Below are 16,477 nucleotides of genomic sequence, written 5' to 3'. Positions count from 1 at the left end.
CTCCTAGCCCACCCGCTTCTCCAGCAACGTCACGCCGTACCGGCTGCCCCCGGCCCCCTCCTTGAACGGCTGCTCGCCCACGACCGCGTAGCCCGCCCCCTCGTAGTACGTCCGCAGCCGCGGATTGCTCGCCATGCAGTCCAGACGGGACCAGACCCGCCCCGACGCGGCGATCCGCCGCTCGGCCCGGGCCAGCATCGCCCGCCCGGTCCCGGTCGGCGCGCACGAGCGGTCCACCATCAGCCGGTGCACGTACCCCGCCACCGGCGGCTGCGGACCCCACGCCGGCTCGTCCTCCCACCACAGTTCGAAACCGCCGACCACCCGCCCGGCGGCCTCCGCCAACCAGACCTCGCCCTGCGCGATCCGCAGCCGGAAGTGCTCCTCGTCCTTGCCCCCGGGCTTCCACTGGTCGACGCCGTGCGCCACCATCCAACGGGCCGCCGCGTCGTGGAGGCCGACCAGAACCGCCGGGTCGTCCGCCGCCCCGGCCAGCCGATACGTGATCTCGTCCATGGCCGGATTCTGCCGCAGCCGGGCGGTGCCCGTCGGGCCCGGACCGCCCGCGGCGTCACGCCGGCTGCGGAAGCTCCAACAACCGCCCCACCAGGTCCGCGAACATCCCGTCCGCGGGCTCGTCCGCCAACATCCGGCGCACCACCTGCGCCATCCGCTCGTCGTACGCGGCACTGACCGCCGCCAGGGCCGCGAAGTCGTGCACCAACTGCCGTTCCAACTCGGCGCGCGGCAGCCGCTGCCCGTCCAGCCACAGCAGCGCTGTGGTCTCGGCGAGCGAGATCCACGACCGGACCACCAACTCCAGCCGCGGCGACGGCTCCTGGACGTCCAGATGCGCGACGATCTGCGTGAAGGCGGCCTGGCGCACGCCGTCGATCAGTGCGCTGGTACGGGTCGAGCCGATCGCCGGCCCGCCGCGCATCAACGCCGAGAAACCGGGCCCGTGCTCGTCGACGAAGTCGAAGAACCGCTGCATGACGCGCAACAGCCGGGCGCCGAGCGGGCCTTCGTGCGGCTCCACGAACCGGGCCGTCAACTCGTCGGCGGCGCGCCGCAACGCCGCCTCGTAGAGCTGCTGCTTGCCCGGGAAGTAGTGGTACACCAGCGGTCGCGATATGCCGGCCGCCTCGGCGATCTCGTCGATCGAGACGTCGTCGGGGGAGCGGTGGCTGAACAGGCCGAGCGCGACGGCGATCAGCTGCTCCCGTCGCTCCTCGACCCCCATCCTGCGGCGTGCCCCGGTGGTCATGCGTCCACCCTAACGACCGGCCGCGCGGCGGCACCAGCGCGCGGACCGCCCGCCTCGCCCCGGTGCCGCACGCCCCGCGCCCCCGCCCACCGCCCCGAAGAGCCGACGTCAGAGATCCAGCACCAGCCCGGACCCCCGCTTCGCCCGGGACACGCAGATCAGCAGCGAGTCGTCGCGTTCCGCGTCCGTCAGCAACGCGTCGCGGTGGTCCACCTCACCCGCCAGCACCCGCTGCTGGCAGGTGCCGCAGAAGCCCTCCTCGCAGGAGTACGCCAGGTCCGGCAGGGCCTGCTCGCGGATCGCGCGCAGCACGCTGGTGCCGGCCGGGACGGTCACCGTGCGGCCGGTCCGCCGCAGCTCCACCGCGAACGCCACGTCGTCCGACGTCCCGTCCGCGCCCCCCGCCGCGGCCGGGCCGGTGGCGGTCGGCGCGAACCGCTCGGTGTGCAGGGCCAGTCCCGCCGGCCCGTCCGGCAGCAGGTCGGCCACGGCGTCCATCAGCGGCTCGGGACCGCAGCAGTAGACGGCGGCGTGCGGCGGCGCGTCGGCGAGCGCCGCGGCCAGATCGGGCCGCCCGTCCACGTCCTCCGCGACCACGGTCAACCGCTCGCCGCCGCCGGTCCCGCCCCCGGCCAGCTTCTCGACCTCCGCCAGGAACGGCATCGACGCCCGCGAACGCCCCGCGTACACCAGCCGCCACGGCACTCCCTCCGCCTCGGCCTGCCGCACCATCGGCAGGATCGGCGTGATGCCGATGCCGCCCGCGACGAACAGGTAGGCGTGGCAGTCCTCCAGGGGGAAGCGGTTGCGGGGGCCGCGCACCTCGACGGTCATGCCCGCCCGCAGCACCTCGTGCACCTCCCGCGAACCGCCCCGACCGTCCTCGATCAGCCGGACCGCCAGGGTGTACGAGCCGCCGTCCGCCCGTACCGCGTCGGCCGGTTCGCCGCACAACGAGTACTGCCGCACGGCCCCCGAGGGCAGCACGAGGTCCAGGTGCGCACCTGGTTCCCAGGCGGGCAGCCGCTCGCCCTCCAGGCGGAGCGCCACCACCCCGTCGGCCACCTCGGTGCGCTCGGCCACCCGCATCCGCAGCGTCGCCGGCCGGCCCGGCGCCGGCTGCGCCCCGTCGAGGCCGTTCGCCCGGGCCGCGGTCCGGGCCGCCTCCCGTCCCCGCCCGGAGATCGGCTGCTCCAACGCGGGCAACGGCCACAGCGGCGAACGCCGGATCCGCCGGCGCAGCGCCCGTTGGACCACCAGGGCGGTACCGGCCACCGTCAGTACGGTGCGGAGCCGCGGCAGGCCCGGACGGAGCGGGCCGCCCCGGCCGGCGGACGACGGGACGCGGACGGGCGCGGGCATCTCAGGCTCCTTCGGAGGCGGCGGCGGTCGCGGCGGGCGAACGGTCGAGGTAGGCGAGCGCCTGCGTGGTGCTGCCGTGCTGCGACGGGTGGTAGGTCCGGCTCAAGTACTGCGGGATGGAGCGCGCGATGGCCCCCGTGGTGGGCAGCACGCCCTGCCGCCCGCCCCGTACGAAGTCCTTCACGGCGGCCTTCTGGCCCACCAGCGTCGGGTCGTTCTCCATGAAGAACCGGGTGCCGCGCTGCCACAGGAACACCAGCGCCGAGAAGGCCGTCGCCCAGGTCCGCACCCGCCGCCGGTAGCCGCCGTCCAGATGGACGAAGAGGTCGAACGCCACCGAGCGGTGCTCGACCTCCTCCGCCCCGTGCCAGCGCAACAGGTCGAGCATGGTGGGGTCGGCCCCCTTGGCGTCCAGGGCCTCGGCGTTGAGCACCCAGTCGCCCAGGAAGGCCGTGTAGTGCTCGATGGCGGCGATCATCGCCACCCGCTCGCGCAGCCACCACGCGCGGGCCCGCCCCGGCGGCAGCGTCCGGTCACCCAGCAGCTTCTCGAAGAGCCAGTCGACCTGCGCGGTGTACGGGGTCGGGTCCAGCCCCTGCTCCTTCAAGTGCGGCAGGACGTCGTCGTGCGCCTGCGCATGCATGGCCTCCTGGCCGATGAACCCGATGACGTCCGCCCGCAGTTCGGGGTCGCGGACGTACGGCAGCGCCTGCTTGTAGACGTGCACGAACCAGCGTTCGCCGGCCGGCAGCAGCAGGTGCAGGACGTTGATCGTGTGGGTGCTGGCCGGATCGCCGGGGATCCAGTGCAAGGGGGTGTCCGACCAGTCGAAGGCCACGTTGCGGGCCTTCAGCGGGGTGTGCTCGGACGCGACCGGCTGAGGCCGCAACGAGGCCGTATTAGACATGGCGTCAATGTACTGGCGGGTAAGGAATGCCGGTACCCCCCGGACGCCGAAAGCCGAGAAAACGGGGAGGGCGGGTGGGGCGCCGGCCACGACCGGCGCCCCACGGGCTCAGCGCAGCGCGCGCACCTTCTTGCCGTCGGCCAGTTCGCCCACCAGATCGGCGTGTGCGCCCGCCGCGGCGGGCACCGCCAGCAGCCGGCCCGCCGCCCGGCCCCGCACCCCGCCGCTCGCGGCGACCGACCTGACCTGTTCGCTGCCCGCCGCCAGCAGCCACCACCGGCCGCCGCTGCTCTTCCACAGCACGCCCGACAGCACCCGGGGCGCCCGCGGACCGCAGGCCGTACCGCCGTCCGCCCGCGCGGTCACCGCCCCCGTCGGGTATGGCTGCCCGCTCGGCGGCGGCGCCTGGAACTGCGCCATCGTCCGGCTGCCCGCCCCGCGCCAGGTCTCCGCCCGGGTGCACAGCCAGGCCGCGACCCCGGCGCCCTCGGGCAGCGGCTGCTGGGCGAACCGCCAGGTGTTCACCGACCGCACGCCCTGCGAACGGACCGCCGGCAGCTGGCAGGCGGTCCGCGCCCAGGCCGTCCGCCCCTCCGGCCCGACCACCGCGTCCGGCGCGTCCGGCGGGCCGTAGGTCAGGCGTGCGGGCGACAACTCCCCGAGGTCGGTCACCAACTCGCCGTCGGACCGCCCGCCCGGCACCCCGCCCGGCTGCCCGTCCAACCGGCCGCCGACCCGCAGTGCGGGCCAACCGGCGCAGTTCCCGTCGGCGCGCGGCGCCGGAACCGGTGCGGTCAGACCGTCCGCCCCGACGGTGACCGGCTGGCCCGCCGCGGCCGGCGCCAGCAGGTCCAGCAGCCGCACCGAGGTGACCCAAGGGGCCGTCAGATAACGGACATTGCCCTGCGTACGGCCCACCACCAACGCGCTCGCCACGTCCGCCGTCGCGCCGTCCGTCCGGGCGAAGTCCAGGCTCGCCCCCGAGCCGTCGCCCTGCCCCTGGCCGTCGACCCGCTCCGCGTACCGCACCACTCGCAGCCCGTCGTGGAAGAGCACCACCACGGCGTGGTCCACCACGCCCGCGAAGAGCAGTTGGGGCGGCCCGGCGGCGGGACCGGTGGGCGTGCCGGGGGTCGCGGTGACCGGCACGCCGGCGCCGGGCCGGGCCCACACCGCCAACGCCCGCCGCAGCAGCGCCTTGTCGCCGAGCCGGTCGCCGCGGGCCGGCCAGGACGAGAAGTCCGGCCGGGGCGCGCCCTTCCAGGCGGACACCGAGGACACCGTCAACCGGCCCGGGTCCAGCGCCGCCTCGGCCGCGGCGTTGCGGGCGTACGGCGGGGCCGCGGCGCCGTCCGCCCCCCAGCCCCCGCCCGGCAGGCCCAGCAGCGCCCCGCAGACCAGCACCGCCGCGCCGGCCGCCAGCGCCGCCCGGCCGTGCTGACGGCGCCGGATCAGGTCCGTCGGGCGGGCCTGGAGGGCGCACGGGTCGAACTCCACCGACTCCAGCAGCGCCCGGTCCCGGCTCCCGGCCGGCAGCGCCGCCCCGTCGGCGGCGGCCAGTGCCGCGGGGACGTCGGCGACCCCCGCGGCCTCCAGCACCCGCCGGGTCTCCTGGACCGACAGCCGCTCCAGGTCCCGCAGCACGAACGCGGCCCGGGCCGGCCCGGAGAGCGCCGACAGGGCCTGGTCCAGGGCGAGTTCGTCGGCGCCGCCGGAGCGTGGGAACAACCGCAGGCCCCAGACCTGGGGGAGCGGCGCCGGCGGCTGCCACCGGCGCCGCCCGGCGGCCAGCGCCGCCCGCAGCACCCGCAGCCGCATCAGGGCGTAACCGGGATCGACGGCCTCGTCCCCGCCGCGCTGCGCGGGCAGCACGACGCCGGGGCCGGCCCGCCGGGGCAGGGCCCGCTGCACCACGGCGTGGGCGGCCAGCACCCGCCGCCCGCGGCTGGGCCCCGGCGGCAGTACCACGTAGGCCAGCCGGGCCAGCCGGGGGTAGTGCTCGACCAGGGCCGCCTCGGCCTGCTCGACGTCGATGGGGTCACCCCCGTCGGCAGGTCCGACGGGGGAGGTGCGGTCCGGGCGCGGGGTTGCCGCCTGCTGCTGCTCCACGTTCGGTGGAACGAGTGAATCCTGTGATGGTCACCGACCGACCGGGCCGACCCGAACGGGTGACCGTACCCCGGGGCGGACCCGACGCCGGGGTCAGGCCGACTGGTGCCGGTCCAGGTCGAACTCCCCGTCCCGGGCGCCCAGGACGAACGCCCGCCACTCCGCCTCGGTGTAGCGCAGCACGACGTCGGGGTCGGTGGAGTTGCGCATCGCCACCGCGCCGCGCTCCAGGAAGGCGATCTCCACCGCCTCCGCTTCGGGGTCGCCGGGCGGGCGCTGCCAGACGGCGTCGGAGATGTCGAGGCCGTAGAGCCATTCCTTGTCGGCTGCGGTGCCCATGTCTGATCCCCTTACTCGCGTGAGCCGTGCCGGTCAGCGTACGCGGCGCCCGGGGCGCCCACCAGCGGCGCCGGGACGATCGTCCGCCCCGCCCGGCAAGGGAGTTGGCGGCGCACGGCGGCCGGCGGGACACCGGAGCGCCCCGCCCACGGGCCGCCGATTGGCCGAAACTCACCGCACACACGCACACACGCCCGGCGACGAGCCGGCGCCGCGCGCTCGTTCAGCCGCGGTCCAAGTAGGCCAGCACCGCCAGCACCCGGCGGTTGTCGTCGTCCGACGGCGGCAGCGCCAGCTTCCCGAAGATGTTGGAGGTGTGCTTGGCGACCGCCCGCTCCGTGATCACCAGCCGGGCCGCGATGGCGGCGTTGGACCGGCCCTGCGCCACCAGCTCCATCACCTCCACCTCGCGCGGCGTCAGCCCCGCCATCGGCCGGTCCCCGGCCCGTCGGGACAACAACTGGGCGATCACCTGCGGGTCCATCGCGGTCCCCCCGGACGCCACCCGGCGCACCGCCTCCACGAACTGCTCCGCGTCGAAGACCCGGTCCTTGAGCAGGTACCCCACCCCGCCGCTGCCGTCCGCCAGCAACTCCCGCGCGTACAACTGCTCCACGTGTTGCGACAGCACCAGCACCGGCAGCCCCGGCCGGGCCGCGCGGGCCCGCAGCGCGCACTGCAACCCCTCATCGGTGAACGACGGCGGCAGCCGGACGTCCACCACCGCCACGTCCGGCTCCAGCTCGGCCAGCGCCCGGCTCAGCTCGGGCCCCGACGCCACCGCCGCCACGACCTCGAAGTCGAACGCCTCCAACATGCGCACCAGACCGTCCCGCAGGAGGAAGAGGTCTTCGGCGAGGACTACGCGCACGGGATCTCCATCGTGACCGACGTCGGGCCGCCCGCCGGGGAGTCGACGGCGAGCACGCCGTCGAATGTACCGAGCCGGCGCGCCACCCCGCGCAGCCCCGAACCCTCCGCGCCCCCGCCGGCCCCGGCGGGACGCACCGCGGCCCCGCCCCGCCCGTCGTCGCACACCGTGACCCGCAGCCGGCCGTCGACGTGCCGGACGTCCACCGCGATCCGGTCGGCGCCGGAGTGCTTCGCGGCGTTCGTCAGCAGCTCGCCGACCGCGAAGTACGCGGCCGACTCCACCGGTGCCGTCAACCGCCGCGGCAGCTCCACCGTCACCTCGACCGGGACCGCCATCCGCAGGGCCAGCGCCCGCACCGCGTCCCCCAGACCCCGCTCGGCCAGCACCGGCGGGTGGATCCCGCGCACCAGGTCGCGGAGTTCCGCCAGCGCCTCCGCGGACGACTCCCGGGCCCGACCCACCAGCTCCTTGGCGCGGGCCGGGTCCTTCTCGATCAGCGCCGCGACGACGCCCAGCTCCATGCCCATCGCCACCAGCCGGGCCTGCGCCCCGTCGTGCAGATCGCGCTCGATCCGGCGCAGTTCGGCCGCCGAGGCGTCCACCGCGTCGGCCCGGGTCTCGGTCAGCCGCGCCACCCGGTCCGCCAACTCCGCCTGCGGCGGGGCCAGGAACACCGCCGCCAGGCGGAAGTGCGCCCGCAACAGCGCCGGGTTGCCGCGCCACGCCAGCCACAGCATCCCCGCGCCGAGCACCGGCGCCACCAGCAGCAGCAACGGGTGGTCAACGGTCAGCGACCCGACCCCGAGCAGTTCGCCGCCCGCTCCGGTCAGCCCCTGCACCACCGGCAGCAGCACGAACCCGGCGCCGTAGACCAGCAGCGTCGCCGGCAGCAGCGCCAGGGCCAGCCCCACCGACAGGTCGACCACCAACCACAGCAGTTCCCGCCAGGTCGCCGGGTCCCGCAACATGACCGCACAGCGCCGCCACTGGCCCGCGGGGCCGCGCCGCAGCCCCGGCGGGAACGGGCGGTACCCGGCCGGGATCCGCACCCCGCTCAGCGCGTGCGCCCACACCCGCCGCAGATCGGCATGGCCGCGGGCCCACGTCAGCACCACCGGCGTGGTCAGCACCCCCACGCCGATGACCAGGAGCGCCAACGACAGCAGGACCAGCACCAGGAGGACGACCGATCCCGCCTCCGCGGCCACCGCCAGCGCCAGCCCCCGCGCCGCGGCGACCACTGTTCTGCGGACCCTCATCCGTACGCTCCCTGGGCTTCACGCGACCGGACCTCGGGCGCGGGAACAGTCTGCCGGGTAGGAGAACGCCAGGTCATTGGGTTGCGCACCCCATGGGGGTGTACCCAGCACCACCTACGGAGGCTCTGATGAGCACGGCACCCACGACGGCCCGCGGAGCGGGCACCCCGGACACCCCCGCCCTCGGCGCGCGCACCGGCCCCACCGCAGCGACCGCCGCCGCCCCGGCCGCCGCCCCCGACTACACCGCGCTGATCGCCGACACCCCCGACCTGATCCGGGCCGCCCAGCGGCTGCGCCACCAGGTCTTCGGCGACGAGCTCGGCGCCACCCTCGACACCCCGCTGCCCGGCCACGACGTCGACCCGGTCGACGACCTCGCCGACCACCTGGTCGTCGTCCACACCGCCACCGACGCGGTCGTCGGAACCTACCGTCTGCTGCCCCCGGGCCGCACCCAACACCTCTACTCCGACGGCGAGTTCGACCTCACCGCGCTCGACGCCGTGCGCCCCGCCCTCATCGAGGCCGGCCGCTCCTGCGTCCACCCCGACCACCGCAACGGCGCCGTCATCAACCAGATGTGGGCCGCCCTGGCCCGCTACACCCTGCTCTCCGGCCACCGCTACCTCGCCGGCTGCGCCTCCGTGCCGCTCGCCGACGGCGGCACCGCCGCCACCCATGCCTGGGCCCTGGCCCGCACCCGCCACACCGCGCCGGCCGCGTTCCTGGTCGCCCCGCGCCGCCCCTGGCACCCCACCGGCCCGCTGCCCGAGCGCCCCGTCCTCGCCCAACTCCCCCCGCTGCTGCGCGGCTACCTCCGCATCGGCGCCTGGATCTGCGGCGCGCCCGCCCACGACCCGGACTTCGGGGTCGCCGACTTCTTCACCGTCCTGGACATCGAGCGGCTCGGCGACCGATACCGCCGCTTCTTCCTGGGGGAGCGGTGAACGGCCCCTGGGATGTCCGCGCGGTGTGCACCCCGCACTGCGCCGCGCACGCCACCACGCCCGTCCCCCTCCCCGCGGCCGCCCGCCGCACCGCCGCGTTCACCGGCGCGGTCGCCCGCGCCCTGTCGGCCGGCCCGCACCTGGCGGACCCGGTGCGGCTCCGGACGCACGCCCGGGCGTTGCTGACGGCGCTGGGCGTCGGGCTGGAGGTCCGCGGGGCGGCTGCGAACGGGCCGCTGACGGTGCCCGGCCCCGGGGCGGGGGAGCGCACCCCGGGCACCCTGATCGTCCTCAACCACATCTCGTGGCTGGACGTCGTCGCCCTGCTCGCCGTCGAGCCCGCCGTCCTGCTCGCCAAGCGCGAGGTCGGCGGCTGGCCGCTGGTCGGCGGCCTGGCCCGGCGCGCCGGCACGCACTTCATCGACCGCACGCACCCCCGCCGACTCCCGCGTACCGTCGCGGAACTGTCCGCGCTCCTGGCCGCCGGCCGTTCGGTCGCGGTCTTCCCCCAGGCCACCACCTGGTGCACCGCCGACCAGGGCGGCTTCCGCCGAGCCACCTTCCAGGCCGCGCTGGACGCCGGCGCCCCCGTCCGCCCGGTCACCGTCGACTACGTCCAGCAGGGGCGCCCCACCACAGTGGCCGCCTTCTGCGGCGCCGACACCTTCGCCGCGTCGCTGCGCCGGGTCGTCGCCGCCCGCGGACTGGCCGTACGGGCCACCGTCCATCCGGCGCTGCCGACCGCCGGGCGCGGCCTGGACCGGCGCGCCCTGGCGGCCGCCGCCGAGCGGGCGGTGCTCGGCGGCACCCGGCCGCCGCGCGGCGGGCGAGTGCCGCGCGGCGGCCGGGTGCCCGACCGGGCCGGTCAGGCGCTCGGCACGTACTTGTAGCCGACCCGGCGGACGGTGACGATCGACCCGCGGAGCTCGGTGCCCAACTTCCGCCGCAGCCGGGCGACGTGGACATCGACCGTGCGGCCGTCGCCGACGTGCCCGTAGCCCCACACGGTGGTCACCAACTGGTCGCGGGTGTGCACCCGGTGCGGATGCGCGACCATATGGGCGAGCAGTTCGAACTCCAGGTACGTCAGGTCCAGCTGCCGGCCCTGGACGTGCACGGTGCGCTGTTCGGGGTCGATCCGCACCGTCGCGTCGCCGGTCCGGGCCGCCGGGGCGGGCCCGACGGGCGGCTGCGGCGCGGCGGGGGCCTGCTCGGCCGGCACCAGGACGAGGTAGCCGACCATCGGCGGCTGCCCGGGCAGGGCGGGCAGGCTGTGCTGCGGCGCCGGCAGCCAGGTCGCCCCGGAGTTCAGCAGTTCGGCGACCTGTTGGGCGCTGTGGCGGGTGGCGCCGGCGCCCGGGGCGGCGGGCACCGGCACGGCTTCGTCGGGTGCGACGGCGCGCAGTCGGTGACGGTGGTGGGCGGGATGCGGAACGGCGGCCGTGGGGGAACCGGCAGGCACGGTACGGAGATTAGTCATCGAACGTCAGCTCTTTCGCGCAGGGGACCGTCGGGGGACGTCATGCGCGCGGGCAGGGCTGGCGACACCGGTCAGCGGTGTCGAAGAGGAGGGTGCGGGCCCGCGCTCAGTGCGCGCGGCAACACAGACGGTCGAAGGCGTGCGCCTGTCGGGACGGCCAGAACGGCTCAAGGTCGCTGCGACCCGTCGCGGTATCTGTGAGGCTGGCCATGGCCCTATTGAACCAGACGGTCACTGATCTGTCTTTCACACCACTCCCCGTGGTGACGCGATCCCGTCGTACGTCGACCCAGCTCCCCGACGGACCGCCGCCGGGCCCGTCCCGACTGCCCCTGACCTCCCCGGAGTTGTGGAGACCGCCGGTCGGCGGCGCCACCACCCGGTGGCCGGAACTCGCCCCCGAACCGGTGCCCCGGCGGCCCCCATGCCCACCCCGAGCACCAACGCCGTCAGGTGTCCGACGTCGGTGAACGTCCGGCCGCGGCGGACCACCGGCACCGCGCCCAGCGCCAGCAACCCGCCGGTGGCCGCCGCCCGGGCGCCCCGGTGCGGCAGCGACGCGGCCAGCGCGCCGAGCGTGGCGTAGAAGCCGTAGCTCGCCCCGACGTCGAGGGCGTGCGCGATGCCGCCGTCCCCGCCGGGCGCCCGTGGTGCCGGCCGGGCACCGCCGCCCCGCCGCGCCCGCAGCCCGGCGTAGACCAGCAGGCTGGCACCTATGTGACCGGCCGCGAACACCGTCGCCGCGCGGGCGGTGCCCCAGCGCACCTCGGCCACCCCGAGCGTCGCCAGCAGCGCGGCCCCGTACGCCACCGGCAGCGGCTCCTCCACGAAGGCCGCGCTGGTGGCCAGCGTGCCCCACCGGCCGGCCCGCAGATTGGCCACGTTGGTGGAGTGCGCCCGCAGCAGCGCGGTGCGCCGCGGCGCCGGCAGCCGTGCGGTGGCGAGCGCCCCGCACTGCAAGGCCCCCACGTACAGCGGCGTCACCCACGGCACCGCCCCGCGCCGCGTGCCCCGCCCCGCCCCGCGTCCCCCCACCGCGCCGTCTTCCCCTGTGCCCATCCGTACGCCCATCCGTACGCCCCCTCCTCGTCGCGGCCTCACCTCCCGGACGGCAGACGCTTGTGCCACCGCAGCGGGGTGACCTCGATGACCTTCGTCGGGTCGCCGTCCCACGCCACCGGCAGCCCGACGGCGGCCAACGCGGCCGTCACCGCCCGCCCGACCGCGGCACTGTCCGCCCCGGAGTCCGGGTACGCGCCGTAACGTATCGACAGGCCGTGCCCGTCCGCCGCGGCCGCGGTGTCCTGGTAGTGGAAGAAGACGAAACCCCGGTCGCCCTCGGCCCGTTCACCGGCCAACTCGCTCAGGGCGCAGCGGCTGCAACAGGTGAAGTTCATCAGGGCGGTGAGCCCCTGCGAGGCCAGCGCGCCGAACGCCCGCGCCACCCGGTCCGGATCGGTCTGCGCGGGCCACTGCGCCTGCTCGGCGAGCCGCTCCTGCCACAGCTGTGCCACGATCCGCCGCGCCTGCTCCACGGTGACCGGTGTCCCGTCGGGGCCGAGGGCGTCGCACACCCCCTGCGCGACCTCCTCGGCCGTCCAGAAGCCCGTCCGGATGTCGGTGCGGGCCCGCTCCTCGGCCGCCGCCCGGGTCCGCGGATCCAGACCGGGCGTGGAGTACAGGTCCGCCGGCCGCCAGTCGAGCGCGGTCCGCCAGCACTCCGTGCCGCGCGCCCAGGCGAGGAAGACCTCGGCGACCGCGCAGGCGTCGGCGCACTCGGCCCGGAAGTGCCGGTCCGGCCCGCCGTCGCGGTGCTCCACGGCGAACGGCCCGGCGCCCTCCCGCCAGGTCTGGAGGAAGACCTGGTCCGCGCCGGGGATCCGCTCGGCGACGGCGAAGTGGTCGTCGTCGCCGCCGATCCGCCGTAGCAGCGCGGCCAGTTCGTCCGCGGACGGCCGGGCGAGGGCCGGCCCGGACTCGGTCTGCACGGTGATCGCAAGCATGACTCCAGCGTGCCATCCCGCACCGACAACGCGCCCCGACCGCCGGCCCCGACCGCCGGCCCCGACCGCCGGCCCCGACCGCCGGCCCCGACTGTCGGTGCCGCCCCCCCGGCCGCCCCCGGCCCGGACGCGCGGACGGGGCCGGACCCGCCGGTCCGGCCCCGTCCGTTCCCGCGCTCCGGCGGGCGGTGGGTCACACCTGCGCGCGCCGCTCCAGCTCCGTGCAGCAGGTGTCCACGATCAGCCGCGTCACCACGTACGGGTCGACGTTGGCGTTGGGCCGTCGGTCCTCGATGTAGCCCTTCTTCTCGACCTCGACCTGCCACGGGATGCGCACCGACGCCCCGCGGTCGGAGGCCCCGTAGGAGTACGCGTTCCAGGGCGCCGTCTCGTGGGCGCCGGTCAGCCGCTCCTCGATACCGGTGCCGTACTGGCTGACGTGCTCCATCGGCTTGTCGCCCTCGCCCAGCGCCTCGCAGGCGGTGATGATCGGGTCGTACCCCTCGCGCATCGCGCGGGTGGAGAAGTTGGCGTGCGCGCCCGCGCCGTTCCAGTCGCCCCGGGCCGGCTTGGCGTCCAGGGAGGCGGTGACGCCGTGCTCCTCCGCCGTGCGGTGCAGCAGCCAGCGCGCCACCCACATGTGGTCCGAGACCACCAGCGGCGCCAGCGCGCCCACCTGGAACTCCCACTGGCCCGGCATCACCTCGGCGTTGATGCCGGACAGGCCGAGACCGGCGGCCAGGCAACGGTCCAGGTGCGTCTCGACGATCTCCCGGCCGAAGATCTCGCCGGCGCCGACCCCGCAGTAGTAGCCGCCCTGGGGGGCCGGGAAGCCGCCGCCCTCGGGGAAGCCCAGCGGACGGTCGCCCTTGAGGAAGGTGTACTCCTGCTCGATGCCGAAGATCGGCTCCTGCGCGGCGAAGCGCTCCGCCACCGGGCGCAGCAGGGCCCGGGTGTTGGAGGAGTGCGGCGTGAGGTCGGTGTTGAGCACCTCGCACAGCACCAGCAGGTGCTCGCCGCCGCGGATCGGGTCCGGGCAGCTGAACACCGGGTCGAGCACGAGGTCCGAGGAGTGGCCTTCGGCCTGGTTGGTGCTGGACCCGTCGAAGCCCCAGCGCGGCAGCGAGCCGGCGTCCGCAAGGATCTTGGTCTTGGAGCGGAGCTTGGGGGTGGGCTGGGTGCCGTCGATCCAGATGTACTCGGCCTTGATGCTCACGGGGTCCTCTTATACGGGTCGGTGCGGGTACGCGTGCGGGCGTACCGGAGCACTCTCGCAACAGGCCGTTTCCCGTCCGTTGCCCGTATGTGAACCACAGGTTACCCACTCGGACATCCTCTGATTCCGCAATGATTCGCCATAAAACGCCTGGTATTCGTATGCGTGACGCGAGATCGCTTCGCCCGCCGACGGCCCCACGCCCCCAAGTGCCGCCCCCAGCGCCCCAGTTCGCCGACGCCCCCGTCCGCGGCGCGACCGCCCTCATGCCCGCCGCCGCATGACCACATGGCGCATTTGGTCATGGATCACACCCCCGGCCCCGCCTAACGTCACAAGTGACCGTTTCCCCACCCCACCCCCGCCCCTCCCTCCCCACCTACCTCACCCCACCCCACTCCATCCCGTCCCCTCGCTCGCCAAGGAGCCCACCCACCATGACCGCCGACCCGTCCACCACCCCCGCCCCGCCCTTCAGCAGCTACGTCGACCTCGTGCTGGCCGTCCTGGCCCGCGACCCCGACCGCCCCGTCGTCACCGCGGCCGACGGCCACGAGGTCACCGCCGGCGCCCTGCACGCCACCGTCCACCGCATGGCCGCCACCCTCCGCGCCCACGGCGTCGGACGCGGCCAGACCGTCTCCGTCCTCAGCCGCAACCGCCCCGAAGCGCTCGCCGCCCGCTACGCCGTCAACCTCCTGGGCGCGCGGGTGGTGCTCCTCTACGACGGCATGGCCGCCGAAACCCTGGCCTTAGTGGCCGAGAGCGCCGAGACCGCCGTCCTCCTGGTCGACCCCGACCTGCACGCCACCGCCCACGCCCTCCTGGACGGACTCACCGGCACCCGCCCCCAGGTCATGACCTTCGGCCCGAACACCGACGGCGCCACCCCGCTCGGCCCGGACCTGCTGGCCGCCTGCGCCGCCCTGCCCGGCACCCCGACGGTCACCGGCGCGGCCCGCCCCGAGGACGACTGGTGCATCCGCCACACCGGCGGAACGACCGGCGTCCCCAAGGGCGTTCGGATGACCCACGGCGCGATCGCCGCACTGCTCACCCACGCCACCTGGCAGACCGCCGGCGACCCGCCCCGCTTCCTGGCCTGCACCTCGCTGGCCCACCTGGCGGGCATCGTGGCCGACATCACCCTCGTGGCCGGCGGCAGCGTCGTCCTGCACCAGAGCTTCGACCCCACCGCCGTCCTGGCCACCGTCGCCCGCGCACGCATCACCCACCTCTGGCTGCTCCCGCCGCTCCTCTACCGCCTCCTGGACGACCCGACCCTCCCCACCACCGACCTCAGCTCCCTCACCCGTATCTCCTACGGGGGCTGCACCGCCTCCGCGCCCCGGATGCGCCAGGCGGCCGAGACGTTCGGACCGGTCCTCTACGGCCTGTACGGCCAGTCCGAGGCGATGTCCATCACCGAGGCCGGCCCCGACGACCACGCCGACATCCGCACCGACCGCCCGATGACCGTCGGCCGCCCGATGGCCGGCGTCACCCTCGCCGTCCGCGACCCCGAGGGCCGCGACCTGCCTCAGGGGGAACCGGGCGAGGTCCACGTCCACTCCGCCGGCGTGATGCGCGGCTACTGGAAGCGCCCCGACCTCACGGCCCAGGTCCTCCAGGACGGTTGGGTGCGCACCGGCGACGTCGGCTATCTGGACGCCGACGGCCGCCTCTACCTCGTCGACCGCGTCAAGGACGTGATCATCGTCGTCGGCGGCCACGTCCACCCCTCCGAACTCGAAGACCTCCTCCACACCCACCCCGCCGTCGCCCACGCCGCCGTCTACGGCGTCCGCACCCCCGACGAGACCGAGGAGGTGCACGTGGCGGTCGTTCCCGCCCCCGGCCACACCGCCGACGAACTCTCCCCGACCGCCCTCCGCGCCTTCGTCACCGCCCACAAGGGCGCCCTCTACACCCCCGCCGCCGTCCACGTCGTCGACGCCATCCCCCTCACCTCCGTCGGCAAGCCCGACAAGAAACTCCTCCGCACCCGCACGGCCCCCACCCCCACCGCCTGAAACCACCGGCGGCCCCCCGTCCGACCCCGCCCCCCCCACCCCATCCCCCGCCCCTCTCCCGACCCCGCCAAATCCCCCCTGGCCAGGGGCTTTTGTCAGTGCCCGGCGGTAAAATGGGAACCAGTAAATGAGGGTTCACCGAAGCTCCAGGAGGTCCGCCGGATGGCTGCTGCCACGCTCATGACGAAACCCCTCCCGGCCCACCCGCTGCCCAAGAAACCGCTCCCCGCAGGCTGGCCCCGCGAGCGGTACGAATCCCACAACCGCCGCCTGAAGGCCATGCGCCTGGCCATAGCCCTCCTCGACACCGGCACCTACCGCCCCGAGCACGCCACCAACACCAAGATCCGCGCCGCCGCCCGCACCATAGGCGTCCACCACCCCTCCGACACCACCTGCCGCCTGGTCCGCACCCTCATCTACGACAACTGCTGACCCCGACCACCCACCTCACCTGACCCCACGCCCAGCGAGGGCCGCCACCCACAACGGGCGACGGCCCTCAGCGCCCCAACCAACCAACCACAAGGGGCGGTTGGGGGCCTGGTTAGGGGGGCGGAGTCGGCCACGAATAGTGCTCTGACCTGCCCAGGCACCGTTTGACGGTTGGGGTACGTGCAGGGCCGGTGCACGTCGTGAGCGAGGTGGAGTGCCTGGTGCGCGTTCGGCACGGTGATT

At 75.4% G+C, this 16,477-nt stretch carries 16 protein-coding genes; 4 read left to right on the top strand and 12 right to left on the bottom strand.

The window, feature by feature from the left end; genetic code table 11:
• Positions 1 to 3 precede the first annotated feature (3 nt).
• The 8 genes from ACLJT4_RS31450 to ACLJT4_RS31415 form a co-directional block, all read right to left on the bottom strand.
• Positions 4 to 516: a GNAT family N-acetyltransferase gene (locus tag ACLJT4_RS31450; RefSeq protein WP_411127464.1), complete on the bottom strand. Its 513-nt coding sequence runs from the start codon at positions 514 to 516 to the stop codon at positions 4 to 6.
• 55 nt (positions 517 to 571) lie between these two features.
• Positions 572 to 1,267: a TetR/AcrR family transcriptional regulator gene (locus ACLJT4_RS31445; protein ID WP_016576307.1), complete on the bottom strand. Its 696-nt coding sequence runs from the start codon at positions 1,265 to 1,267 to the stop codon at positions 572 to 574.
• Positions 1,268 to 1,375: 108 nt separating this feature from the next.
• Positions 1,376 to 2,629, bottom strand: coding sequence for a PDR/VanB family oxidoreductase (locus ACLJT4_RS31440; protein WP_411127462.1), 1,254 nt, complete (start codon positions 2,627 to 2,629; stop codon positions 1,376 to 1,378).
• Position 2,630: 1 nt separating this feature from the next.
• Positions 2,631 to 3,536: a metal-dependent hydrolase gene (locus ACLJT4_RS31435; RefSeq protein ID WP_411127460.1), complete on the bottom strand. Its 906-nt coding sequence runs from the start codon at positions 3,534 to 3,536 to the stop codon at positions 2,631 to 2,633.
• Between the two features lie 108 nt (positions 3,537 to 3,644).
• Entirely contained in the window at positions 3,645 to 5,645 is a 2,001-nt protein-coding gene (locus ACLJT4_RS31430) for a hypothetical protein (protein ID WP_411127458.1), read from the bottom strand.
• A 93-nt stretch (positions 5,646 to 5,738) separates the two neighbouring features.
• Positions 5,739 to 5,984 carry a DUF397 domain-containing protein gene (locus tag ACLJT4_RS31425; RefSeq protein WP_016575957.1) on the bottom strand — a complete coding sequence of 82 codons (246 nt, stop codon included), beginning with the start codon at positions 5,982 to 5,984 and terminating at the stop codon, positions 5,739 to 5,741.
• A gap of 223 nt (positions 5,985 to 6,207) precedes the next feature.
• Entirely contained in the window at positions 6,208 to 6,855 is a 648-nt protein-coding gene (locus tag ACLJT4_RS31420) for a response regulator transcription factor (RefSeq protein WP_038518954.1), read from the bottom strand.
• The gene (locus ACLJT4_RS31415) at positions 6,846 to 8,117 is read right to left on the bottom strand and encodes a sensor domain-containing protein (protein WP_411127455.1); all 1,272 of its coding nucleotides are present in this window, start codon (positions 8,115 to 8,117) and stop codon (positions 6,846 to 6,848) included. Before ACLJT4_RS31415 ends, ACLJT4_RS31420 begins: the two co-directional genes overlap by 10 nt.
• Positions 8,118 to 8,245: 128 nt before the next feature.
• On the opposite strand from ACLJT4_RS31415, the gene ACLJT4_RS31410 reads away from it, so the two are divergent.
• Together ACLJT4_RS31410 and ACLJT4_RS31405 are read left to right on the top strand one after the other, a co-directional pair.
• Positions 8,246 to 9,067, top strand: a complete 822-nt coding sequence (locus tag ACLJT4_RS31410) for a GNAT family N-acetyltransferase (protein WP_411127453.1) — start codon at positions 8,246 to 8,248, stop codon at positions 9,065 to 9,067.
• A complete protein-coding gene (locus ACLJT4_RS31405; RefSeq protein WP_411127451.1) occupies positions 9,064 to 9,957 on the top strand; it encodes a lysophospholipid acyltransferase family protein in 894 nt (297 codons plus the stop codon). Before ACLJT4_RS31410 ends, ACLJT4_RS31405 begins: the two co-directional genes overlap by 4 nt.
• Here the strand turns inward: ACLJT4_RS31405 and ACLJT4_RS31400 are convergent.
• From ACLJT4_RS31400 to glnII, 4 genes are all read right to left on the bottom strand, one after another.
• The gene (locus ACLJT4_RS31400; RefSeq protein ID WP_376445045.1) at positions 9,933 to 10,547 is read right to left on the bottom strand and encodes a winged helix-turn-helix domain-containing protein; all 615 of its coding nucleotides are present in this window, start codon (positions 10,545 to 10,547) and stop codon (positions 9,933 to 9,935) included. The genes ACLJT4_RS31405 and ACLJT4_RS31400 overlap by 25 nt on opposite strands.
• A gap of 246 nt (positions 10,548 to 10,793) precedes the next feature.
• Positions 10,794 to 11,531, bottom strand: a complete 738-nt coding sequence (locus tag ACLJT4_RS31395; RefSeq protein ID WP_411127449.1) for a rhomboid-like protein — start codon at positions 11,529 to 11,531, stop codon at positions 10,794 to 10,796.
• A gap of 113 nt (positions 11,532 to 11,644) precedes the next feature.
• Positions 11,645 to 12,550 carry a DUF6891 domain-containing protein gene (locus ACLJT4_RS31390; protein WP_411127447.1) on the bottom strand — a complete coding sequence of 302 codons (906 nt, stop codon included), beginning with the start codon at positions 12,548 to 12,550 and terminating at the stop codon, positions 11,645 to 11,647.
• Positions 12,551 to 12,743: 193 nt separating this feature from the next.
• The gene (gene glnII / locus ACLJT4_RS31385) at positions 12,744 to 13,766 is read right to left on the bottom strand and encodes a glutamine synthetase (protein WP_275464974.1); all 1,023 of its coding nucleotides are present in this window, start codon (positions 13,764 to 13,766) and stop codon (positions 12,744 to 12,746) included.
• A 437-nt stretch (positions 13,767 to 14,203) separates the two neighbouring features.
• Here glnII and ACLJT4_RS31380 point away from each other — a divergent pair, with 437 nt between their 5' ends.
• On the top strand, positions 14,204 to 15,799 hold the full coding sequence (locus ACLJT4_RS31380) for an AMP-binding protein (RefSeq protein WP_411127445.1): 1,596 nt from the start codon (positions 14,204 to 14,206) through the stop codon (positions 15,797 to 15,799).
• A 162-nt stretch (positions 15,800 to 15,961) separates the two neighbouring features.
• Entirely contained in the window at positions 15,962 to 16,234 is a 273-nt protein-coding gene (locus tag ACLJT4_RS31375) for a hypothetical protein (protein WP_411127443.1), read from the top strand.
• Positions 16,235 to 16,477: the final 243 nt, after the last annotated feature.

It is taken from the genome of Streptomyces sp. x-19, from assembly GCF_046549115.1.
GTDB classification, from domain to species: Bacteria; Actinomycetota; Actinomycetes; order Streptomycetales; family Streptomycetaceae; genus Streptomyces; species Streptomyces albulus_C.
Note: the sequence above shows the minus strand (reverse complement) of the source record. Positions and strands in the feature narration are given on the sequence as shown.